This window comes from Prochlorococcus sp. MIT 1011, from assembly GCF_047305235.1.
GTDB lineage: Bacteria > Cyanobacteriota > Cyanobacteriia > PCC-6307 > Cyanobiaceae > Prochlorococcus_B.
The window spans coordinates 33,213-56,178 of the sequence record NZ_CP138983.1; the positions used below are offsets into that span (position 1 = coordinate 33,213).

The following is a 22,966-nucleotide window of genomic DNA, read 5'->3' on the forward strand; positions in this document are numbered from 1 at the left end:
CCTTAAGCTCACTTAAGCCAACCCATAATTATTAAATTCTTGATGGAAGGAGATTTTTGTTTTGAATAAAAGTTATTTACAGGTTCAAAAGCGTTTTTTTGGTTTTGGTTTGTTTCTCTTGATTGGTGCGTATTATTCCAATCAAGCTTTTATTGCTAATCCTCGCAAAGTTAATTTTTTTGCAACTCATCAGGCTCCTCCTGAGACGCCTCTAATAAGTTTAGAAAAAAATGTTTTGCTTGTAGGGATTGAGCCATACCTGGGAAAGGAAACAATTAATGACAATATTTCTCCAGCTTTAAAACTTTTAAGCAATGGTAGAAATTTAATTTTGAAAGATGCTGATGGAGTCATTCGAAAGGCTAAAGAAATTAATATTGGTTGGCGAGCCCAACAATTAAAAAATCCAAAAATATTTGCTAGAAACACAATTGGCCCTTTTGCAAGTTTCGAGTCTGCTGAAAGAATGGCAAATGATTTAATAGATAAAGGTATTGAATCAACTATTGCTCATCCTTTGGATTGGGAGGTTTGGGTGTCGGGTGATATAGAGATTCCAGTATCTATAAAGTCGACTTATCAAAAAATAAAAGTTTCAAAGACTGTTTTACCTTATTTAGATGGAAATAGTGGAAAGATTTCTCTCAAGGGTCCTATCTCTTTGCAAGCCCCTGATGGGTTGCGTTGGGGGAAGGGGATATATTTGGGTCCGTTTTCTATCCAGTCAGATGCATATGGAAGTTGGACATTAGTTGAACATGTTCCTATTGAACGATATTTAAATGGAGTAGTCCCTCACGAAATTGGCGCTAGCTCTCCTGAATCAGCATTAGCAGCGCAGGCAATACTAGCTAGAACATGGGCTTTGGCCAATAGTCATAGATTCAAAGTTGATGGATATAATCTTTGTAGTGATACGCAATGTCAGGTTTACAAGAATCCATCTGAAGCCAATCAAAAAATTAAAACAGCAATAAAAAAAACTGCTGGCAAAATTCTCATCTGGAATCAAAAGCCAATAAATACTGTTTATCACGCCACAAATGGTGGAGTAATGGCCTCGGTAGATGAAGCATGGTCAACTAGTCAAGTTCCTTATTTGCAAATGCGCTTGGATGGCCCAAAACAGTGGACTAGCAGGGTTGATCTACCTTTATCAAATGAGAAATATTTGAAATCTTTTTTATTTTCAAAGTCTGAGGCTTTTGGTTCTGATCATCCATTGTTTCGATGGGAGAGAACGCTAGAGGCCTCTCAGATATCGGAACAGCTCAATCAAGCTCAAAAAGTGAATAGTTCTTTTTATCCAAATAAAATCAAGGTTGTAATGAGAGGAAGTAGTGGGAGAGTTACTTCGTTGAAAATTGGCGGAAAGACTGGCTCAGAAATTTTCCTTAAACTAGATGACATTCGTCGTGTCCTTAGACAATTACCAAGCACATTATTTGTTGTTAAAGAAATTAAAGAAGGTAAATGGCTTTTTTCTGGTGGAGGTTTTGGACATGGAGCAGGAATGTCTCAGTCTGGGGCTATAGATTTAGCAAAAAATGGATGGACTACCAAACAAATTCTTTCTCATTATTATCCAAAAACTAAATATGGATTTTTGCCTTAGTGATGAAAGACTCTTAGAGTCAAAAGTTGATAAAAGGACTACTCCATGGCTTTAGCCAAAATCAGTGGAGACAACCGGCGCATTAAATCAATATTGTTTTTGATTTGCTGTGCTTTTGCAGGAATTTTTCCTCATTTCATAGAGCCCAGCAAGAATTTGTTCCCTTCAATTACTTTGGCTGTCTTACTGGGTGGGTATGGGTTAAGAGTTGTTTTAAGAGATCGCAGGGAAAATTATCAATTACAAAGAGAGTATCTTTTTAAGGATGAAAATTTTTTTGAAACTCTTCCCAAAGTTGATGTGTTGGTGGCAGCACGTGATGAAGAAAATGTCATTGAGCGATTAGTTTCAAGACTGTTATCAATTGAATATCCAGAGGAGAAGATTTCTTTATGGATAATTGATGATGGCAGTCAAGATCGAACGCCTCTTTTATTACAAAAATTAAGTACTAGTTTCTCTAGAATTAATGTTTTAAGTCGACCATTAATGAGTGGGGGTGGTAAGTCAGGGGCCCTGAATTCTGTATTAAATAAAACGGATGGAGAATGGTTATTTATTCTTGATGCTGATGCACAATTACAGAGCAATGTATTACTTAGAGCTATAGCCCTAGCTTTGAATGGTGGTTGGTCTGGTGTGCAATTAAGAAAATCAGTTGTCAATTGTGAATTAAATCCAATTGCAGCTTATCAAGCAATGGAGATGGCAATGGATGCTGTTATTCAAAGAGGCAGACTTGCTTGTGGTGGAGTTTCGGAGTTAAGAGGTAATGGTCAATTAATCAATAGAAAAGTGCTTGAATCTTGCGGTGGATTTAATGAACAAACTATCACTGATGATTTAGATTTAAGTTTCCGGTTTTTATTAACTCGATCGCCAATCGTAATAATGTGGGATCCACCTATTCAAGAGGAAGCAGTAGAATCATTTTCGGCTTTATTAAGACAAAGAAAAAGATGGGCTGAGGGCGGCCTGCAAAGGTTTTTTGATTATTGGCCTTTGTTGGTCTCAAAACGCCTATCCCATGTTAAAAAAATAGATTTATCTTGCTTTTTCTTATTGCAATATGCTTTACCAGTTGTATCTTTTATAGATTTTATTGTATCAATTATTTTAGTTGATATGCCATTGTATTGGCCTTTATCTATCGTTGCATTTGGTATTTCTAGTTTAGCTTTTTGGAAAGGATGTTCTCAAAATAGTGAAGGTCCAAGACTACCGTCTCCAAATTTTATTAATATAATTGGAGCTACAGTTTACCTTGCGCATTGGTTTATTGTTATACCATTTATAGTTATTAAAATGTCATTGTTTAGTAAGTCTTTGATTTGGGAAAAAACAGATCATATTGGATCTTAATTAAATTATTTTAATCATTCAAGATTCACAATTTCTCCATTAAAGAAGTCTGCAAATTGCTTGGCTTTTTGATCAATAGAATTTTTCTCTAAATTACTTTTTGAATCTACTTTCTCCTTCTTAAAATTATTTTTATCATGTTCTGTATCAATTTTAAATTGATTTTTTTTCTCTATTTTTGGAAGAGTCTTTTTTTCATTTCTATTATTAGATAAAGCATCTTTTTGTTGTATTAAAAGAACCTTAGTTGATGAGCCTCTCGCTTTATAAAAAGCATCTTCAATAAGGTTTTTACGACTTTGAATCATATTAATCCATTTTTCCGAGATTCCTATTTCAGCAGAATCTGAGTTCAAATTTATTAATTTAGCTTGTTGTGAAAGTAGCATTTTTGTTGAAGGAAGCTCTAACATAGCTATAACTTTTTTCCACGTTTCATCAAGATTTATTTCTTCAAAAGGCTTGGACTCTTCTTGAATAGATATTTCCTGAATTTTTTCTTTTTTGTTACTTGAGACTATGGTTTTTGATGTATCATGTTTATTTGATATGGTTTTTCTAACCAATGATTCTTTTGCTCTGCTACTTTGTTTATAATCTTGATCATAAAGCATTCCAAGTAAATGAATCTCGAGCCATAATTTCGGCTGATTACTGTTCCTAATATAGTTTTCTGATCCTTTTAATTTAGACTGTAGATTTAATATTTCATCAAGATTAAGCGACTTTCCTAAGTCATTTAACGCTTTCCTATTCTCTTGAGAAATTTCACATAAATCGGTGTGTTTATTAGTGACTTTTGTGACAACTAAGTCTCTTAGAACAGATGCTATTCCTTGTAAAATTGCAATCGGTTCTTTTCCCTTATTAATTAGACGATTGCAAATATTTAAAATAGAATTAGGATCTTTATTTATCAATGATTTAGCCAATATTATTAATTCTTCTTCTGGTACAGCCCCTATCAAATTCATTATGTTTGATTGAGTTATTGGTGGCGGAAGTAAGCTGACTTGATCAAGTAAGCTTTCCGCGTCCCTTAAACCTCCTTGCGAATGCTTTGCGATTAAGGAGATTGCATCTTTGTTGATCACAATTCCTTCTTTTTTAGCAATACTGGTTAAATGACTTTCTAAATTTTGCAGACCTATTCTTCGAAAATCAAAGCGCATGCATCTACTAAGAATTGTCGGTAAAACGCGTTGAGGATCTGTTGTTGCAAGAATAAATACAACTTGCCGGGGAGGCTCCTCTAAAGTTTTTAGAAGAGCATTAAAAGCCGCAGTCGAAAGCATATGACATTCATCTATTACATAGACTTTCCAGCGAGCTTTTGCAGGAGCAAATCTAGATCTTTCTATTAAGTCACGAATATTTTCAACACCTGTATTAGATGCTGCATCAATTTCAATTACATCCAAAGCATTGCCAGAGTTAATTCCTTTGCATAGTTCACATTCCCCGCAAGGTACGGTTGTAGCTTTTTCGCTTTTTAAGCAATTTAAAGATTTTGCGAAAATTCTTGCACTTGATGTTTTACCTGTTCCTCTAGGGCCAGAAAATATATAGGCAGGGGCAATACGACTACTTATTAAGGCTTGTTTTAATGTAGCTGTAATTGGATCCTGACCAATGAGCTCATCAAAGTTTGTGGGACGATATTTATGGTGTAATGGCTCATAAATATTTATCATGTGCAATTAAAGAAAATTATGAATTTAATTTTTATTTATTTGATCATATTCTACGTCGATAATCATTTGTTAAATACTTGTCTAACTTTATTTTTGAAAATTTTATAATTGTTCTAATTAAATTTAATAAAGGTATTCAAAAAGCTTATTTTCTCTAAGCAGATTCCTTAACGATTCTTTTTTCATTCGATAAGAGAGGCACAACTTTTCCGCCTGTAATTTCATCTACCATTTTTTTTGTTACAACGAAGTTTTTAATTTTAGTTTGAGATGGAAGGCTATACATTAGGTCTAGCATGATTTCTTCCACAATTCCTCGCAAAGCCCTAGCTCCAGTTTTTCTTTTGTAAGCTTCTTGAGCAATTGCCTCAACAGCCTCTTCATTAAATGAAAGTTCTACATTATCCATACTTAATAAGGTTCTAAATTGTTTTACTAAGGCATCTCTTGGTTCTGTCAGAATAGATTCAAGAGCTTTAGTATTTAAAGGTTCTAATATTGCACTGACAGGCATTCTTCCAATAAATTCGGGAATTAGCCCATATTTCACTAGATCGTCAGGCTCAAGGTCATTGATTAAGTCTGCACCAATACGTTCTCGATTGGATTTGTTTCTTGTTCTATTTTCAGCTGGTAAAAAACCAATTGAATTTTTCCCAAGTCTTTTTTGCACTACATCGTCCAGACCAACAAATGCTCCGCCACAGATAAAGAGTATTTGGCTGGTATCAATTTGGATAGAGTCACCGTAAGGATGCTTTCTGCCTCCTTGTGGTGGGACGTTTGCCGTCGTGCCTTCGAGCATTTTTAATAGGGCTTGCTGGACGCCTTCTCCCGAAACATCTCTTGTGATGGAGGGGTTTTCACTTTTTCTAGCAATTTTGTCTATTTCATCGATATAAATAATTCCTCTTTGGGCTAAGTCAATATCCATATCTGCTTTTTGCAGGAGACGTAACAGAATGTTTTCTACATCCTCACCAACATATCCAGCTTCAGTCAGAGTTGTTGCATCCGCGACAGCGAATGGGACATCAAGCATTTCAGCTAAAGTTTGAGCAAGTAATGTTTTGCCGCATCCAGTTGGTCCGATTAATAAAATATTAGATTTTTGCAATTTTGTTGCTGTTAGATCAGTCTCGCCAGAACCGTCTCCTTTCCAAGCAAGTCTCTTATAGTGATTGTAGACAGCTACCGACAAGATTTTTTTTGCTGGTTCTTGACCAACTACTTGAGCATCTAAAAATTTTTTAATTTCAATGGGCTTTGGAATAGAAGCTAAGGTTGGCGCAGGTTTAGTTGTAGTTGTTTTTGTAGAAGCTTTTGCCTTACGGCTTGGCTCATTTCCACTTCTTTGATGATTTGGATTATCAATTAGTTCTTCATCTAAAATTTCATTGCATAAGTCGATACATTCATCGCATATGTAAACTCCTGGACCAGCAATGAGTTTCCTCACTTGATCTTGGGCTTTGCCACAAAAGGAGCATTTAAGATGGGCCTCAAATTTTGCCATCGAGCTCTAAAAAAAATAGGTTGGATGGACCGATCATTGATTGTATTCAGTCTCAATTCATAGGATCATTTAGGATTGATGTCTTGTCAGCTTTCCTTAATGATTCATATGGAGTTGAGATTTGAAACCACTTTGTCGATCAGGCCATATTCAACCGCTTCTTCAGGAGAAAGAAAGTGGTCTCGATCAGTGTCTTCTGAAATCTTTTCAATATTTTGACCAGTATGCTCGGCTAAAAGTGAATTAAGAGTCTCTTTCAAAAAAAGAATCTCTTTGGCTTGAATTTCAATTTCTACAGCTTGACCTTGAGCTCCACCAAGAGGTTGATGAATCATTATTCTTGAATTTGGCAATGCAAGTCTTTTACCTTTTGTTCCTCCAGAGAGAAGAAAAGCTCCCATGCTTGCTGCAAGACCGTAGCAAATTGTTATGACATCAGGACTTACTTGCTGCATGGTGTCATAGATAGCTAGTCCAGCAGTGACTGATCCACCAGGAGAGTTGATATACAATTGGATATCTTTATCGGGATCATCAGCTTCTAAAAAAAGCATTTGAGCTACCAATGCATCGGCAACTTGATCATTTACATCGGTCCCTAGAAAGATGATTCTTTCACGAAGTAATCGAGAATAAATATCAAATGCCCTATCACCTTGACCTGATTGTTCAATTACTGTTGGAAGGACACCCGGTCCTGAGAATAGACATGAGTTATTCCATAAATTATTAATGGGATGATTTTGTCTTGCTTCAATCAACTTAAAAGTTTAATAACCAACAATTATAATCTATGCGTAGAAACTAGGATTTGGGAGTTTTAGAACTTTTCTTTTCTTTATTTGTTTTTGTTGTTTTCTTTTTAGAACTTTTCTCCTGGTTCTTTTCAGGGGCTTTTTCTACAATAGTATTATTTTCTTCAAGCCAAGCAAATAATTTTTCTTGCAATAAATCATCATTAATAGCCTCTTTAAGACGATCTTCGTCGATGTTTTTTTCCTTTGAGAGCTTTATATCAGCTTGAACTTCTTTCAGCTTTGAATTGATTTCTTTTTGTGAAACTTCTATTTTTTCCGACTTAGCTAGAGCATTTAAAGCAAGTTTTTGACGAAGCTTTTTCTCTGCTTCTCCTTTTGAAGACTCCATTAACGATTTTACAAGCTCTGGAGTAAACATTGATTTGACATCAATTCCCTGCTGAGCAAAATTTTGAGCTGTTTGTTCAACAATCACGCGAACTTCTTGGTCAATCAGACTTTTTGGGAGCTCAACCTCAAGCTCTTTAACCAAAGCGTCAAGAAGTGAGTCCTGACGATTTTTCTCTTGTTTTCTATCATTATCTTCTTTGAGCCTCTTTTCAAGATCTGCACGTAAGTCAGTCATGTTTTCTTTGTCACTTGCTTGCTTGGCAAAATCATCATTTAGCTCAGGTAATTCTTTGATTTTTAAATCTTCTAGACTGACTTTAAATTCAGCCTTTCTACCTTTGGCATCTTCTTGGTGATACTCCTTGGGAAACTCACACTTTAATGTTTTTTCATCATTGATATTCATTCCAATTACACCCTCAATGAATCCTGGAATCATTCGGCCTTCTTCAAGTTCTATTTCTATTGAATCCGCGCTTCCACCTTCAATCTCGCTCCCATCATCTGAGAAATTCCCTTTAAAACTTACTAGTGCAATATCTCCTTTTTTTGCGGCACGATCACTAACTGGAACCTTAGTTGCAAGTTGAGCTCGAGATTGCTCAATAAGTTCATCTACTTTTTTTGGTTCAAAGCTTAAAGTTTCTACTTCAGCAGTTAGGCCTGAAGATTTTTTTAAAGTTGGGATAGGTGTGATATCAGTTTCAAGTTTTAATATAAGAATTTTTTCAGGGTTAAAATTTTCTAAAATAGTTTCAAACCCATCTTCAAGTTCTGGCTCACATAAGGGTTCAATTCCTTCCTGATCTAATGTTTCTGTCCATACTTTTTGTAGTAATGATTCTAGTGCAGAGGCCTGAATCCTTTTGACTCCAAGTTGCTGAATGACTACTGCTTTTGGAACTTTACCTTTGCGAAATCCTGGGATTGATATAGATCTGCTGAGTTTGCTTAAAGCTTCGTCATAACTATTTTTGCATCGATCTGCGGGCACCTCAACCTCCACAGCAATTCTGCTATTAGGTTTCGAACTGGTTGTTACTTTTAATTTGGCAGCACTCATTGAAACGGAATTCTCAAGTTTGGTTAGCGTAAGAAAGCGTTAATTCACTTCCAAAGCTATTGTGGCCTAAAAAGTATCGAAAAATTTGTTATTTGTTGATTTTTCCAATAAGAAAAAATTTTTTGTTAAACCTTTTTATTCTCTTTATCAAGTTTGAACCAACAGTTTCTTCTTCCCAATAGACCTCTTACAGTTGCCATCCTTGGATCAAGCGGAGCTGTGGGGAAGGAATTACTGGCTTTGCTTGAAGAAAGATCTTTTCCAATTGAAAGATTAATTTTATTAGCTTCTCATCGTTCAGCTGGCGATGTCCAAAACTTTTGTGGAAAAAAATTGATAGTGCAAGAAACAACTCAAGAGAGTTTTAAGAATGTAGATTTGGTTTTGGCTTCTGCTGGTGGCTCCATATCTCGTAAGTGGAAAGACACTATTAAAATGGCAGGAGCGGTGATGATTGACAACTCAAGTGCATATCGAATGGACGAGAATGTTCCTTTGGTTGTTCCTGAAGTCAATCCAGCCGATTTAAGTAAGCATAAAGGTTTAATTTCTAATCCTAATTGCACGACCATTTTATTGGCGTTGGTTTTATCTCCATTGAATAGGCATATTCCTATTAAGAGAATAGTAGTTTCAACCTATCAATCCGCTAGTGGTGCAGGTGCACTGGCAATGGAAGAATTGGAAAAGTTAAGTCAAGAAGTTTTAGATGGAAGAACACCAAAAAGTAAAGTTCTCCCTTATTCATTGGCATTTAATCTTTTTTTGCATAATTCACCTATGCAATCAAATAATTATTGCGAGGAAGAGATGAAAATGGTTAATGAAACTCGAAAGATTCTTGGAGCTCCAGAACTTCCTTTGACAGCAACATGTGTCAGAGTTCCTGTTTTACGAGCGCATTCAGAAGCAGTAAATATTGAATTTGAAAACCCGTTTCCAGTCAAAGAAGCTTATGAGATTTTGGAATTCGCTCCAGGAGTTGAGATACTTGAGGATTTTGAAAAAAATCGATTTCCTATGCCACAAGATGTAACTGGTAGAGATCTCATATCCGTTGGTCGTATCAGGGAAGACATTAGTAACCCTAATGCTTTAGAACTATGGTTATGTGGAGATCAAATCCGCAAAGGAGCCGCACTTAATGCAGTACAAATTGCTGAACTTTTATTGCCAAGAAAATCATGAGTCAGTCAGCTTTGTTATCACCGGCTCCTTTTGGAAGGATGCTAACCGCAATGGTTACTCCTTTTGATAAAAATGGGAAAGTTGATTATGGCTTGGCTGCTGATTTAGCAAATTATTTAGTAGATCAAGGTTCAGATGGCATCGTTGTATGTGGAACTACCGGAGAGTCCCCTACTTTAACTTGGCAAGAACAACAAAAGATGCTCGAAACAGTGAGAAACTCTTTAGGCTCTAGGGCTAAGGTTTTGGCTGGAACAGGAAGTAATTCCACTTCTGAGGCAATTGAAGCTACGAAGGAAGCAGCTAATTCAGGTGCTGATGGTGCGTTAGTGGTGGTGCCTTATTACAACAAACCACCGCAAGAAGGATTAGAAGTTCATTTTCGCGCTATCGCCAATGCTGCTCCTCAGTTGCCTTTGATGCTTTATAATATCCCCGGGAGGACAGGATGTTCTATATCACCTAGTATTGTAAGTAAGCTTATGGATTGCAGTAATGTAGTCAGCTTTAAAGCTGCCAGTGGAACAACAGAAGAAGTGACTCAATTAAGAAACTATTGTGGATCAGATTTAGCTATTTATAGCGGAGATGATGCTTTGGTTTTACCAATGCTTTCAGTTGGAGCAGTAGGTGTTGTTAGTGTGGCAAGTCACTTAGTTGGACCTGACTTGAAGAAAATAATAGAGAGTTTTTTAGAAGGAAAATACGCTGAGGCACTTTATTTGCATGAAATACTACAACCTCTTTTTAAATCTCTTTTTGCAACCACAAATCCCATTCCTGTTAAAGCCGCACTTCAACTTATTGGTTGGTCTGTTGGACCTCCTAGAAGTCCTTTAGTCTCTTTAAACAGCGAAATGAAAGAAAAACTCATGAAGATACTCTCTTCTATGGGATTGATTTGATCTATTTCCTCGTTCCAGATTGGATCCGACTTTCATTTAGGTAACAACCAAGTTTTTTACATAAATTTTCCATGACATCAAGTTCAATGAATTCTCAAGGTTCAAAAAATAATCAATCAAAATCTCCTTGTTTGAGGATTATTCCTTTAGGCGGCCTCGGAGAAATTGGAAAAAATACCTGTGTCTTTGAATATGGTGATGACATCATGATTCTTGATGCTGGACTTGCTTTCCCCACCGATGGGATGCATGGGGTAAATGTTGTCATGCCAGACACTACCTATTTACGTGAAAATCAAAGTCGCATAAGAGGTTTAGTTGTCACGCATGGACATGAAGATCATATTGGTGGAATTTCTCATCATTTAAAGAACTTTAATATCCCAATTGTTTATGGTCCTCCCCTAGCTATGTCTATGCTTAGGGGGAAGATGGAGGAAGCAGGAGTTGCTGATCGAACAACAATTCAGGTATGTGGACCAAGAGAAGTTATTAAAGTTGGACAACATTTTTCAGTTGAATTTGTAAGAAATACACATTCAATTTCTGATAGTTACTCCTTCGCAGTAACTACTCCAGTAGGGGTAGTATTTTTTACTGGTGATTTTAAGTTTGACCATACACCACCTGATGGGCAGCCTTCAGATTTAGCCAGAATGGCTCACTATGGAGATAAAGGTGTTCTTTGCCTTCTATCTGATTCAACCAACTCTGAAGTCACAGGATTTACGCCCTCTGAATATTCTGTTTTTCCAAATTTAGATAGATACATTGCTACTGCTGAGGGCAGAGTGATGGTCACCACATTTGCTAGTTCAACTCATCGCGTAGCGATGCTTTTAGAGTTGGCGATGAAAAACGGTAGAAAAGTAGGCTTGCTAGGCCGTTCAATGCTGAATGTGGTTGGGAAAGCAAGAGAGCTTGGTTATATGCGTTTCCCTGATGATTTGTTTTTCCCAATTAAACAGATCAGAGATTTACCTGATAGAGAGACTTTTTTATTGATGACAGGTAGTCAAGGAGAATCAATGGCTGCTTTGAGTCGAATCGCCAGAGGTGAGCATCACCATGTTCAGTTGAAAACTAGTGATACTGTCATTTTTTCTGCTAGTCCTATTCCTGGAAATACTATTTCCGTGATGCATACGATTGATAAATTAATAAAATTGGGTGCAAAAGTTATTTATGGCAAAGATAAGGGTATTCATGTTTCAGGCCATGGATGCCAAGAAGATCAAAAATGGATGCTTGGATTGACTAGACCTAAATACTTCATTCCTGTCCATGGGGAGTACAGAATGCAAGTCCTTCATGGGAAAACTGCTGTATCAATGGGGGTTCATCCAGAGAATGTACTGGTTATGGAAAATGGTGATGTTGCTGAATTAAGACCAGATTCCCTTGTTCAAGGTTCACCAGTTAAATCTGGAGTGGAATTACTCGATTCTTCTAGAACAGGGGTCGTAGATACTCGTGTCTTAAAAGAACGTCAGCAACTTGCTGATGATGGAGTTATTACTGTTCTTACTCCAATTAGCACTGATGGGGTAATGGTTGCACCTCCAAGGGTGAATCTTCGTGGTGTCATCACTAATGTTGATGCTAAAACAATGGTTAATTGGACTGAAAGAGAGATTAATTGGGTCTTGGAAAATCGATGGAAACAGCTTGTTTTGAAGACAGGAGGTAAGTCAGTTGAGGTCGATTGGATTGGTTTGCAAAGAGAGGTTGAATCAGGATTATCTCGTAGATTGAGAAGGGAGGTTCAAGCGGAGCCATTAATTCTTTGCTTGGTTCAGCCTGCCCCAGGTGGGACTCGTGCATATAAGCCTCAACTTGATCAAGAGCCAGACAAACGACAAGTAGTTAAGAAAAATGCTCAAACAGCACCTAAGGCAACGAATGTGTCCGTAACAAATAAAGACTCAAATACAACAACAGAACAAAAATTAAATAGTGAAAGTAATTCGGAAGAAATGCCATCTGGAAGAACAAGACGTCGCAGATCTGCAATTGGCTGAAAACTGAATATTGATTATTTTTAATGATTCTTTTTTGATATATAAATAATATTTTTGTCCCATCGCATTAGGAATTCTCCATGGAGATAGATTGTTCCAGGTGGTTTATACTGAGATATTTTGGTATTTATTTCTTCAATTTGTAAAGCTGTCACTCTTGTTATTCCTAACATTTTTAACCAATTAGAAAGTATTATTTTCCTACTAGAGTTTGTCAAATTTATTAGTTTTTTTCTGGATAGAGAATTGATTTCTTCTCCTTGGTAAAATTCGATTGCTATTTTTGCTAACGATTGTTGGTCTTTTGTATAACTTTCAAGTCTGTTGGCTACCGAGGCTATTCTTGAGTCTGCTCCTTTATAGATTGAATCTAAAACTGGTAAGATTTCTTTTCTAATTTTATTTCTTGTCAAATTAAGATTTTCATTTGAAGGATCAATCCAAATTGGCAAATTAAACTCTTTACATATTTCGAGTGTTTCGTTTCTATTAAAGATCAGTAGAGGCCTTGCTAAATCTATATTATTCTCCAAAGTTCTTTGTTCTTTCAGGGTACTAAGTCCGACCAGATCAGTTCCTCTCGCTAAGTTCATAATGATCGTTTCTGCTCGATCAGTAGCTGTATGACCAGTTAATATTCTTGTACATGGAAAATTTATATTATTTGATGATAATAACTTGGCTTTATTTAATAGGTTTTTATATCTCCAATTTCTCGCTTTTTCTTCATTAGCTACTTCTTCTTTAGTTGCTTTAGTAGAGTGAAATGGTATTTGCCTATTAAGACACCAAAGTTTTAGCTCTTCTTCTATTTCCGTGGATTTAGTATGCCATTGGTGATCTCCATGCCAGATCTCAACCTGCCATTCATAAAGTCTTTTTAAATCAATAATTAATTTGAGAAGGGCCATTGAATCTTGACCACCAGATATAGCTAAAAGAAGTTTGGAGTTTATGGGAAGCAGAGATTTATTTTGTTTTAGCCTTTTGTGTAAACGCATATGCCATTTACTCCAAGACATGTCATTTTTAGTGGATTGTGACATTTGCTTTGGTTTCAGATCTCTATTTGCTTTTTTTTAGTTCTTTTGCTTAGTCAGTGTCACAATCAGATTAATAGTTGATGTTTTTATGACACGCTTGCAGACATTGCCAGTTTCACTTCAAAAAAGTATTAAAAATAGATCTTTACTAAAAGTGATTTCTGGTTTAAATAATTTTAGTCCAGAATCAGTATTTCGAATTTCTAAAGCGGCAGGTCTTGGGGGTGCTGATTTACTAGATATTGCTTGTGAACCAAAATTGGTAGAACTGGCTGTCGAGGCATCCAAGATTCCTGTATGTGTGAGTTCCGTTGAACCCAAACTTTTCCCTCAAGCTGTTCAAGCAGGAGCATCAATTATTGAAATTGGGAATTTTGACTCTTTTTATCCAGACGGGCGTTTTTTCTCAGCAGATGAAGTTCTCTCATTAGCGGTTGAATCTCGTCGCCTTTTACCTGAAGTTGTTTTGTCAGTAACTGTTCCCCATATATTGCCTTTAGATAGTCAAGCTCAATTAGCTTTAGATCTTGTTGATAGTGGGGTTGACTTAATTCAGACGGAAGGAGGGACAAGCTCTCATCCCATTAGTCCTGGAACTTTAGGATTAATCGAAAAAGCGTCACCTACTTTGGCTAGTACTTTTGCTATCTCCACGGCTTTAAAAGAGAGTTATCATGATGTGCCTGTGATTTGTGCTTCTGGACTGTCTGAAGTGACTGTTCCTATGGCTATATCAGTCGGTGCTAATGGGGTTGGTATTGGTTCAGCTGTCAATAAATTGAATACTGAATTAGCTATGATTGCAACCGTCAGAGGTCTTCGTCAGGCTTTAGATTCCTTAAAATCGATTTCCACGATTAATAAATCTATTTTATAAGGTAATTTAAAATCTTTTTTGATAAAAATTTGAAGAACATGGAATTAATAAATTTGTTTTTTTTAGCATTTAATTCAGAATATGCCTGAATATAAACTGCAAGCTCCTTATGTCCCAAAAGGTGATCAACCTGCAGCTATTGAAGGACTAGTTGGAGGGGTGAATCATGGTGAAAAGTTTCAAACTTTATTAGGGGCAACTGGAACAGGTAAGACTTTTACGATAGCTAATTTGATAGCTCAAACGGGCAGGCCATCTTTGATTTTAGCTCATAACAAAACACTTGCAGCTCAACTATGTAATGAATTAAGGGAATTTTTCCCTGAGAATGCTGTTGAATATTTTATTTCTTATTATGATTATTATCAGCCAGAAGCTTATGTTCCAGTTAGTGATACTTATATAGCTAAGACATCTTCAATTAATGAAGAAATTGATATGTTGCGCCACTCTGCAACTAGATCTTTATTCGAACGAGATGATGTCATAGTCGTTGCTTCCATTAGTTGTATTTATGGTCTTGGAATTCCCAGTGAATATTTAAAAGCATCTGTAAAGTTTAAAGTTGGACAAAGTATTGATTTAAGATCTTGTCTTAGAGAATTAGTTTCCAATCAATATACACGTAATGATATTGAAATTAGTAGAGGTAGATTTAGAGTTAGAGGTGATGTATTAGAAATTGGACCAGCATATGATGACAGACTTGTAAGACTTGAATTGTTTGGGGATGAAGTTGAAAGTATTAGTTATGTTGATCCTACTACTGGCGAAATATTAAACAAACTTGACTCAATTAATATATATCCAGCAAAACATTTTGTAACTCCGAAGGATCGTCTAGAATCTGCAATTAAAGCAATAAAAAAAGAATTAAAAGATAGATTGGAATTTCTTAATCAAGAGGGTAAATTACTAGAAGCTCAAAGGTTAGAACAACGAACAATTTATGATTTAGAAATGTTAAAAGAAGTTGGATATTGTAACGGAGTCGAAAATTATGCTCGTCATCTCTCCGGTAGAGAACCTGGCTCTGCACCAGAATGTTTAATTGATTATTTTCCTAAAGATTGGTTATTACTTATTGATGAAAGTCATGTTACATGTCCTCAATTAAGAGCCATGTATAATGGTGATCAAGCACGAAAGAAAGTCTTAATAGATCATGGTTTTAGATTGCCAAGTGCAGCTGATAATCGTCCTTTAAAGGATATAGAATTTTGGAATAAAGCAAAACAAACTGTTTTTATCAGTGCGACTCCTGGTGATTGGGAATTATCTCAAAGTAAAGGCAATATAGTTGAACAAGTTATTAGGCCTACCGGTGTTTTAGACCCATTAGTTGAAGTACGTCCTACACATGGTCAGGTTGAAGATTTACTTTTTGAAATTAGAAAAAGAGCCTCGAGAAATCAAAGAATACTTGTGACAACTCTTACAAAAAGAATGGCCGAGGATCTTACGGACTATTTATCTGAAAATAAAATAAGAGTTCGTTATTTACATTCAGAGATTCATTCAATTGAGAGAATTGAAATTATTCAAGACTTACGATTAGGAGAATATGATGTACTAGTAGGAGTTAATCTTCTCAGAGAAGGTTTAGATCTACCTGAAGTATCTCTAGTTGTAATATTAGATGCAGATAAAGAGGGATTCTTAAGAGCAAAAAGATCATTAATACAAACAATTGGTCGAGCAGCAAGGCATGTTGAAGGCTTGGCTTTGCTCTATGCAGATAAAATGACCGACTCCATGGCAAAGGCTATTAGTGAGACTGAAAGACGCCGTGAAATACAGAGTATTTATAATACTAAGAATGGGATTACTCCTAAGCCAGCAGGTAAGAAAGCAAATAATTCAATTCTTTCTTTTTTAGAGCTCTCAAGAAGATTAAATCAAGATGGAAATGCAAATGATTTTGTCGAAATTGCTGATAAGTTGATAGATCATAGTTCTCAAGATTCTGATAATGGAGTATCTCTAGAGTCTCTACCTGAATTGATTGAGAAATTGGAATCTAAAATGAAAATAACAGCTAAAGACCTAGATTTTGAAAAGGCTGCAATTCTGAGAGATCGTATAAAGAAATTAAGGCATCGTTTAGTAGGTAATTGATATGATTTTAGTTTTCATTTTTTCCTAATTTAAAGCAAGAATGAATTTCATTTAATGCTTTTTCACCATATTTTTCTGAGATAATACAAGTTGTTCTGATTTCACTAGTGGCTATCATTTCGATATTAATTTTTTGATTTGCTAGTGCTCTAAATATTTTACCGGCTGTACCTTTAGTGAAAGGCATACCAGAGCCTACTGCGCTAATTCGAACGATGGATTCTCCTTCTTCGAGACTTGATCCCTCCCAATTAGTTAGCAATTCTTCTAAAATATATTTAGCCTCGCTTCTATCATTTTTCTTTAATGTAAAACTAATATCCTTAGTTTTATCCTTATGCTTTCTTTCTGATTGAACTATTGTATCTAAGCTGATACTTTTCTCGGCCAATGTGGAGCATATCGTGGAAGCAGTCCCTGGCATATCTGGAACGTTCTTTACGCTAATTTGTATTTGATCTTTATCTAAAGCTATTCCTCTTACTTCAGGCTCATTTTTATTTTCAATAATAGGATTAAGAGTAATTTGTTTATCGCTAAGCTTGAAAACTTCTCCTACGCTTCGTAATGCTTTTTTCCCTAATTCCGAGTCAATTACGCAACTTACTTTAACTTCACTAGTGGCTATTAGCCTGATATTAATACCAGAATCAGAAAGAGTTTGGAAGAGAGAAGATGCTATTCCAGGTCTCCCCATGATCCCGGCTCCGTAAATACTTAGCTTAGTCAGACTCTTTTGATAAGATATTTCACCTCCAATAGTATTCATAAGTTTTTCACATTGAGCTTGCGCATTATTTAACTCATTTTCAGCAACAGTAAAAGTAATATCATTTGAGTTGATTTGATGTGTAGCTTGAATAATGAGATCTACATTTACGCCGCCTTTTGATAAAGATTCAAAAAGTTCAGCAGCAATTCCTGGACGATCTGGAATATTAGATAGAGCTACGACGGCTTGATTCTCAACAAGTTCTAACCCATCGACTGGACTGCGATGTTCTATACCACCTTGAGAAAAAACATTGTTCTTTTTGCTAGTTAAAGTCGTTCCATCAAGGTCGTCCCAACTTGACTTCACTACAAGAGAAACGCCGAAATTTCTTGCTATTTCCACTGCTCGAGGATGCAAAACAGCAGCTCCAAGACTTGCGAGCTCTAACATTTCATCACAACTAATATTTTTCATTAATTGTGCATTTTTAACAATTCTTGGATCAGTTGTTAACACGCCGGGAACATCGGTATAAATTTCACATTTTTCAGCTTCAAGGGATGCGGCTAAAGCGACTGCAGAAGTATCTGATCCTCCTCTTCCCAAAGTTGTGATTTCAGCAATTCCTCCTATACCAAGACTTGTGCCTTGGAATCCAGCAATGACTATGGTCTTGCCTTGACTTAAGAGTTTTTTTATTCGTTCTGTTCTAATCTCGAGTATCCTTGCCCTTCCATGAGCTGACTCTGTAATGATTCCAGCTTGAGTACCAGTTAAAGAGATTGCTAGTATGCCCAATTCATTCAGGGCCATTGTCAATAATGATATTGAAATTTGCTCTCCAGTTGATAAGAGCATATCCATCTCACGATGAGGTGGATCAAGAGTTATCTCTGAGGCTAGTTTTGTTAACTCATCAGTTGTATGTCCCATTGCCGATACAACAACTACCAGATCATTTCCTTTCTCTTTGCTTGACTTGATTTTTTGCGCGACAGCTTTTATTCGCTCAATGCTTCCTAGAGATGTGCCGCCAAATTTCTGAACCAGCAAGGTCATTGAACTCTCGTTAACTTATTGATTATTTCAGTTATTAGTCAAAAATTTACTTTCTGTTAGCAGATTATCTTTAAAAGAATTGATTGGGTTGGTTCCTGATTTTATTGAGGCCTCGATTTTTAAAAGTTTTTTCATTAATTCAAGTAATGCTTCCAAAGATTTACCTTGAATTTGTTTGCGGATTACAAAAATACGTTTTGGATTGGCAATCCCAGCAAGTGTTGCTATTTCTTTGACGTCCAAATGTCCTTGGGAATCTAATAGATGTACCCAAAGCCATCCTCTCGCTTGACCAGTCAAAGTTGCAATCAACCTTAAAGCTGGTTCTCCATTTTTAAGTAATGTTTGAATTTTCTCGAGGACTATAATTTTTTCATCTTTAAGAAGAAAATTGGCTATTTGCAGCGCATTAGTAGAATTATTTTGAACTAGTTTTTTGACTATTTCCTCTGAAATTTCTTGCGGTTCATTTGTATTTAAATTTTTATTAACTGCCTCTGAAAATAATCTTAATTTTTGAATCTCAGTATTAATTAAAGAGCTATCATTGCCTAAGCTTTCTACTACTAAATCAATTGTTTTATGATTCATTTTTATATTAAATCTATGTAAAATATTTTTAACTAAATTCCTTTGTCCATTGACATCCCATGGTAGTGGCAGAATAAAACTTATTTCCTTAGAAAACGGATTTGATTGAATACTATTTTGTATTAATTTTGTAGTTTTAAGTCGTTTATCAGGTTTATTTATATTATTTAAGATTAGGTGTGTATTATCAGGAATTAATTTGAGTGTTTGTTCAAGTTTATTAGCAAGTTCAATAGAACAACCGTTGCAAAATGGGCTCCTTCTAATAAGAATAACTCTGCTTCCGCTTCCTAATGGAGCACTTTGTACTTCTTCTAGTGCTCTAAAATTTTGTTTTGGATCATTTCCATCTATTTGACTATGGTTAAAACTTTTCCATACTGGATCTATAACTTTTTGAATTATTTCTTCGATTTCCCTATTACAGGCTTCATAATCATCCCCCCATATTAAATGTATTGGCATTACTTAGATATATGTTGTTAAAAAAGATTTGATTTTAAATTAACCAAAGAAACTTAACAGTGAAAACCCCAGAACATCCAATTTTTCTAGAAAGTCTGAAATATATTAGATCTCATATTGATTTTACAGGACTTGATAAGGTTCAGCAATCAATAGTAGAACGCATAATTCATTCCAGTGGTGATTTTAACTTGCAGTCATGCATGAGGTTTAGTCCCAATGTTTGTGAGAAAGCGATTACTGCATTACAAAATGGTGCAAAGATTTTGACTGATACCTCCATGGCAAAGGCTGCTATATCTCCAATGGCAAAAAGAACATTAAATACAGATGTTCAATGCATTTTAGATATGGCTCCTACTTCTATTGATTCCAGGTTGACGACTAGAAGTGCAATAGGTATGGAACAGATTTGGTTAGAAATGGAAAGAAAAGAAGAATTATTGCTAGGACCAGTTGTTGTCATTGGCAGTGCACCTACAGCCTTGATGACTTTATTAGATTTAATACAGAACGGTACTAAGAGACCTAGTCTTATTATTGGAATGCCAGTTGGCTTTATAGGAGTCTCTGAGTGTAAAACTAGACTAATAAATAGTGATAGTTCATATATAGTTTTGGAGGGATCTAAGGGAGGAGCTTCTCTTGCGGCAGCAACTGTAAATGCTTTACTTAGAGCTGCTGAAAATTAGCCTTCTTTAGTGAAGTTAGGAAATCTAGATTCACTACAAAATATTTTAATTTATTTAAGTTATTTTAATATTATTGCAGCTTTTATCTTCAAGTCCATTTAATACCTTTCTGGCTTTTTGTATTACTTCTTTCGGAACACCTGCCAATCTTGCGGCCTCTATTCCATAACTTTTAATCGACCCTCCCTTCGTAACTTTATGAAGAAAAGTTAGTGAATTTCGAGTATGTTCAACAAGGACTTGAAAGTTTTCTACATTTTTATTGTATTCAGAAATTTGATTTAGTTCATGATAATGCGTTGCAAAAATTGAACGACTTTTTATATTTTGAGCTAGAAATTCGCTCACAGCCCAAGCAATGGATAATCCATCAAAAGTAGAAGTACCTCGACCAATTTCATCTAATAAGACTAATGATTTTTCTGTTGCTTTATTCAGAATAAAAGCTGTTTCTATCATTTCCACCATAAAAGTAGATTGACCTGCTGCTAAATCATCTACTGCACCAACACGCGTAAAAAGTTGATCAGCAATTCCTATTGTTCCTGACTTGGCTGGGATCCAACTACCTATTTGTGCCATTATTTGCAAAAGACCAACTTGTCTCAAATAACAACTTTTACCGCTTGCATTTGGTCCAGAGAGAATAATTAAATCAGTCTTTGATCCTAAATTAATATCATTAGGAACGAATACTTTATCAACAAGAATCTGCTCAACAACAGGATGCCGACCTTCTAAAATTGATAACTTCCTTGACTTTTTAGAATCTTTATTATCAACTATTTTGGGTTGAACATAATTGTTAGTTGCTGCGAGCTCTGCCAAGCCAGTCAATACATCTAAACATGAAATCGCCTTTGCAGCTTTTCTAATGCTTTTTGCTCTCTCTCCTACGAGAAGTCGAAGTGCACAAAATATTTCATATTCTAGTTGAGATATACGAGCCTTGGTTTGAAAGATTTTCCCTTCCCTTTCTTTTAACTCGGGAGTGACAAATCGTTCTTCATTAGTCAGAGTTTGTCTTCTGATCCAGTGATCCGGGACATGTGTTGACTTCGCTTTGCTGACGGTTAAAAAATATCCAAAAGATCGATGATATTGCAATTTCAAATTATTTATTTTACTTATTCCTCTTTCCTTAGTTTCTTGAGATCTTAGCCATGAATTATGATCATCAAGTTGATTACGTAGTCCATCAAGTATAGGGCTTATGCCATCATAAATTAGACCACCTTCTGTAAGACTTAGGGGTGGATTATCAATGATTTCATTATTGATTTTGGATGCAATATCTATCAATTTATGATCTAAATTTGTAATAGATTTAAAGTATTTAGATTCTTTAAATGTTGGGTTGTCCAGATTCTTGGACAGTAAAGGCAAACGGTTGATTCCTTCTGCTATCGCTACCAACTCTCTTGCTCCAGCTTGTTGTGCGCCTGCTCGCCCTGATAGACGTTCAAGATCTCCCATAGACCTGAGTATTTTGCGAAGGTTTCTTCTTAAATGGGGCGATTTAACCAGTAAAGCAATTATTTCTTGTCTGTTCTCGATTTCATCAACATCTGTCAAAGGTTCTTCTAGCCATCTTCTTATACATCTACCTCCCATTGCAGTTAAAGTTTTATCGATTGCCCATAACAAAGATCCTTGAAATTGACCTCCTCTTTGAGTTGAAACAATTTCTAAGTTTCTTCTTGTTTGATTGTCTATAACCAACCCAGCATGATCTAGTTTTATCTGAGGATAATCTAAGGAAATATAAGTTCTTGTTGTACGCTCGTTTTGATTATTTAGATTTGGATGTGTTTTATTTAAATATGCAATTAAACCTCCTATTGTTTTAATTGAAAGTGAATTAGAATATAAACCTAATCCGTTAATATTACTTAAAGAATAGTGATTTATTATAGCTGTTTTTGACTCTAATTCTGAAAATGAAGTTTGGTCGAATTCAGTAATCTTCATTGACCTTGTGTACCAATTATGATTATTTATTGTATTTTTTTCTGATATTACTTCAGCAGCTTCTAACTTAATTAACTCTTGTCTTAGATTATTAACTTCTTCACCTTCTTGAACAATAAATTCTCCTGTGCTGACGTCCACTTTTGCTAGGGACCATCTTATGTTTTCTTCATTTGAATTGGAGTCAATCAGAACAGCAGCTAGCCAATTATTTTGCTTTGCACTCAACATGCCTTCTTCTAGAATCGTTCCAGGAGTAATTAATCTTGTAATACCTCTTTTAATTAATTTATTTCCTTTTGATGGAGCAGCTTCAAGTTGATCGCATATTGCAATTGATAAACCTTTTTTTACAAGTTGAGTGCAATATCTATCTGACGCATGATGAGGTATACCAGCCATTGGAATTCGGCCAATTTTTTTACCTCCCTCCTTGCTAGTGAGAGTTAGCTCTAAAAGCTCAGAGAGTTTAATTGCATCCTCAAAGAAACATTCAAAAAAATCACCGAGCCTATAAAGTAAAACCCTATCTGGATTCTCTGTTTTTAGTTCGACATAGTGTCTTAGAGCCGGTGTGAGGTCATCAATATTTGGCAGGCTATGGTGGCACCATTTTTGTTCTTCAATTTCAGTATTAGACAACTCATCCAAAGTATTTATTTGGATGTGATTTTTTTTTGACTTTTTGGAACGAGGTCTTAGGTAAGCGTCATTTTGAAGTTCATTAGTTGCAAGCTTGTCGTTTGAAAGATTGGAAGATTTATGTTCGTTAGCGTCTATATCGGAAGATTTTTCTTCACTTTCAAAAAGGCTGCCTTGCAATGGATTTGGGCTGGCAGCCATTGAATTTCTAAATCTTTAATCCACGCATATTACAAGAATTATTTAATTTTGCATGTGAAGCCTCACTACAAATATTAAGA

The 22,966-nt window shown here is 35.6% G+C and carries 16 protein-coding genes; 8 read left to right on the top strand and 8 right to left on the bottom strand.

From position 1 onward, the window contains the following. Positions 1 to 61 precede the first annotated feature (61 nt). Together SIB75_RS00185 and SIB75_RS00190 are read left to right on the top strand one after the other, a co-directional pair. Entirely contained in the window at positions 62 to 1,615 is a 1,554-nt protein-coding gene (locus SIB75_RS00185) for a SpoIID/LytB domain-containing protein (protein WP_413683463.1), read from the top strand. Between the two features lie 45 nt (positions 1,616 to 1,660). Then, on the top strand, positions 1,661 to 2,977 hold the full coding sequence (locus tag SIB75_RS00190; RefSeq protein WP_413683464.1) for a glycosyltransferase: 1,317 nt from the start codon (positions 1,661 to 1,663) through the stop codon (positions 2,975 to 2,977). Between the two features lie 14 nt (positions 2,978 to 2,991). Here the strand turns inward: SIB75_RS00190 and SIB75_RS00195 are convergent, their stop codons facing one another. The 4 genes from SIB75_RS00195 to tig all read right to left on the bottom strand — a co-directional run bounded on the left by SIB75_RS00195 (position 2,992) and on the right by tig (position 8,398). Beyond that, the gene (locus tag SIB75_RS00195) at positions 2,992 to 4,671 is read right to left on the bottom strand and encodes a DNA polymerase III subunit gamma/tau (protein ID WP_413683465.1); all 1,680 of its coding nucleotides are present in this window, start codon (positions 4,669 to 4,671) and stop codon (positions 2,992 to 2,994) included. A 154-nt stretch (positions 4,672 to 4,825) separates the two neighbouring features. Continuing rightward, positions 4,826 to 6,187 carry an ATP-dependent protease ATP-binding subunit ClpX gene (gene clpX / locus SIB75_RS00200; RefSeq protein ID WP_413683466.1) on the bottom strand — a complete coding sequence of 454 codons (1,362 nt, stop codon included), beginning with the start codon at positions 6,185 to 6,187 and terminating at the stop codon, positions 4,826 to 4,828. A 104-nt stretch (positions 6,188 to 6,291) separates the two neighbouring features. After that, entirely contained in the window at positions 6,292 to 6,948 is a 657-nt protein-coding gene (gene clpP, locus SIB75_RS00205; protein WP_413683467.1) for an ATP-dependent Clp endopeptidase proteolytic subunit ClpP, read from the bottom strand. Between the two features lie 43 nt (positions 6,949 to 6,991). Beyond that, positions 6,992 to 8,398, bottom strand: a complete 1,407-nt coding sequence (tig, locus tag SIB75_RS00210; RefSeq protein WP_413683468.1) for a trigger factor — start codon at positions 8,396 to 8,398, stop codon at positions 6,992 to 6,994. Positions 8,399 to 8,551: 153 nt separating this feature from the next. Here tig and SIB75_RS00215 point away from each other — a divergent pair, with 153 nt between their 5' ends. The 3 genes from SIB75_RS00215 (at position 8,552) to SIB75_RS00225 (ending at position 12,512) form a co-directional block, all read left to right on the top strand. Then, entirely contained in the window at positions 8,552 to 9,586 is a 1,035-nt protein-coding gene (locus tag SIB75_RS00215; RefSeq protein ID WP_413683469.1) for an aspartate-semialdehyde dehydrogenase, read from the top strand. Then, on the top strand, positions 9,583 to 10,491 hold the full coding sequence (gene dapA / locus SIB75_RS00220) for a 4-hydroxy-tetrahydrodipicolinate synthase (protein ID WP_413683470.1): 909 nt from the start codon (positions 9,583 to 9,585) through the stop codon (positions 10,489 to 10,491). The genes SIB75_RS00215 and dapA overlap by 4 nt, the downstream gene beginning before the upstream one ends. 71 nt (positions 10,492 to 10,562) lie before the next feature. Then, positions 10,563 to 12,512 (top strand): ribonuclease J, encoded by a 1,950-nt coding sequence (locus tag SIB75_RS00225; RefSeq protein ID WP_413683471.1) that lies wholly within the window; start codon positions 10,563 to 10,565, stop codon positions 12,510 to 12,512. Positions 12,513 to 12,532: 20 nt separating this feature from the next. Here the strand turns inward: SIB75_RS00225 and tilS are convergent, their stop codons facing one another. Continuing rightward, complete coding sequence (gene tilS, locus SIB75_RS00230; protein WP_413684877.1) at positions 12,533 to 13,513, bottom strand: tRNA lysidine(34) synthetase TilS; 981 nt, start codon at positions 13,511 to 13,513, stop codon at positions 12,533 to 12,535. Between the two features lie 130 nt (positions 13,514 to 13,643). Between tilS and SIB75_RS00235 the strand changes: the two genes are divergently transcribed. Continuing rightward, a complete protein-coding gene (locus SIB75_RS00235; RefSeq protein ID WP_413683472.1) occupies positions 13,644 to 14,432 on the top strand; it encodes a DUF561 domain-containing protein in 789 nt (262 codons plus the stop codon). A gap of 81 nt (positions 14,433 to 14,513) precedes the next feature. After that, positions 14,514 to 16,550, top strand: coding sequence for an excinuclease ABC subunit UvrB (gene uvrB, locus SIB75_RS00240; protein WP_413683473.1), 2,037 nt, complete (start codon positions 14,514 to 14,516; stop codon positions 16,548 to 16,550). A gap of 7 nt (positions 16,551 to 16,557) precedes the next feature. On the opposite strand, the gene SIB75_RS00245 is transcribed toward uvrB, so the two are convergent. After that, positions 16,558 to 18,324, bottom strand: coding sequence for an aspartate kinase (locus SIB75_RS00245; protein WP_413683474.1), 1,767 nt, complete (start codon positions 18,322 to 18,324; stop codon positions 16,558 to 16,560). A 27-nt stretch (positions 18,325 to 18,351) separates the two neighbouring features. Next, positions 18,352 to 19,380, bottom strand: a complete 1,029-nt coding sequence (holA, locus tag SIB75_RS00250; RefSeq protein WP_413683475.1) for a DNA polymerase III subunit delta — start codon at positions 19,378 to 19,380, stop codon at positions 18,352 to 18,354. Positions 19,381 to 19,439: 59 nt separating this feature from the next. On the opposite strand from holA, the gene SIB75_RS00255 reads away from it, so the two are divergent. Next, the gene (locus SIB75_RS00255; protein WP_413683476.1) at positions 19,440 to 20,072 is read left to right on the top strand and encodes a precorrin-8X methylmutase; all 633 of its coding nucleotides are present in this window, start codon (positions 19,440 to 19,442) and stop codon (positions 20,070 to 20,072) included. Positions 20,073 to 20,126: 54 nt separating this feature from the next. Here SIB75_RS00255 and mutS read toward each other — a convergent pair whose 3' ends face one another. After that, positions 20,127 to 22,886: a DNA mismatch repair protein MutS gene (gene mutS / locus SIB75_RS00260; protein ID WP_413683477.1), complete on the bottom strand. Its 2,760-nt coding sequence runs from the start codon at positions 22,884 to 22,886 to the stop codon at positions 20,127 to 20,129. Between the last annotated feature and the right edge of the window lie 80 nt (positions 22,887 to 22,966).

What these genes read in the sequence shown, in the direction of transcription:
- holA (WP_413683475.1), bottom strand. Translation starts at nt 19,380, where the DNA reads ATGCCAATACATTTAATATGGGGGGATGATTATGAAGCCTGTAATAGG.
- SIB75_RS00235 (WP_413683472.1), top strand. Translation starts at nt 13,644, where the DNA reads ATGACACGCTTGCAGACATTGCCAGTTTCACTTCAAAAAAGTATTAAA.
- SIB75_RS00245 (WP_413683474.1), bottom strand. Translation starts at nt 18,324, where the DNA reads ATGACCTTGCTGGTTCAGAAATTTGGCGGCACATCTCTAGGAAGCATT.
- dapA (WP_413683470.1), top strand. Translation starts at nt 9,583, where the DNA reads ATGAGTCAGTCAGCTTTGTTATCACCGGCTCCTTTTGGAAGGATGCTA.
- SIB75_RS00195 (WP_413683465.1), bottom strand. Translation starts at nt 4,671, where the DNA reads ATGATAAATATTTATGAGCCATTACACCATAAATATCGTCCCACAAAC.
- clpX (WP_413683466.1), bottom strand. Translation starts at nt 6,187, where the DNA reads ATGGCAAAATTTGAGGCCCATCTTAAATGCTCCTTTTGTGGCAAAGCC.
- tilS (WP_413684877.1), bottom strand. Translation starts at nt 13,513, where the DNA reads ATGCGTTTACACAAAAGGCTAAAACAAAATAAATCTCTGCTTCCCATA.
- tig (WP_413683468.1), bottom strand. Translation starts at nt 8,398, where the DNA reads ATGAGTGCTGCCAAATTAAAAGTAACAACCAGTTCGAAACCTAATAGC.
- SIB75_RS00190 (WP_413683464.1), top strand. Translation starts at nt 1,661, where the DNA reads ATGGCTTTAGCCAAAATCAGTGGAGACAACCGGCGCATTAAATCAATA.
- mutS (WP_413683477.1), bottom strand. Translation starts at nt 22,886, where the DNA reads ATGGCTGCCAGCCCAAATCCATTGCAAGGCAGCCTTTTTGAAAGTGAA.
- uvrB (WP_413683473.1), top strand. Translation starts at nt 14,514, where the DNA reads ATGCCTGAATATAAACTGCAAGCTCCTTATGTCCCAAAAGGTGATCAA.
- SIB75_RS00225 (WP_413683471.1), top strand. Translation starts at nt 10,563, where the DNA reads ATGACATCAAGTTCAATGAATTCTCAAGGTTCAAAAAATAATCAATCA.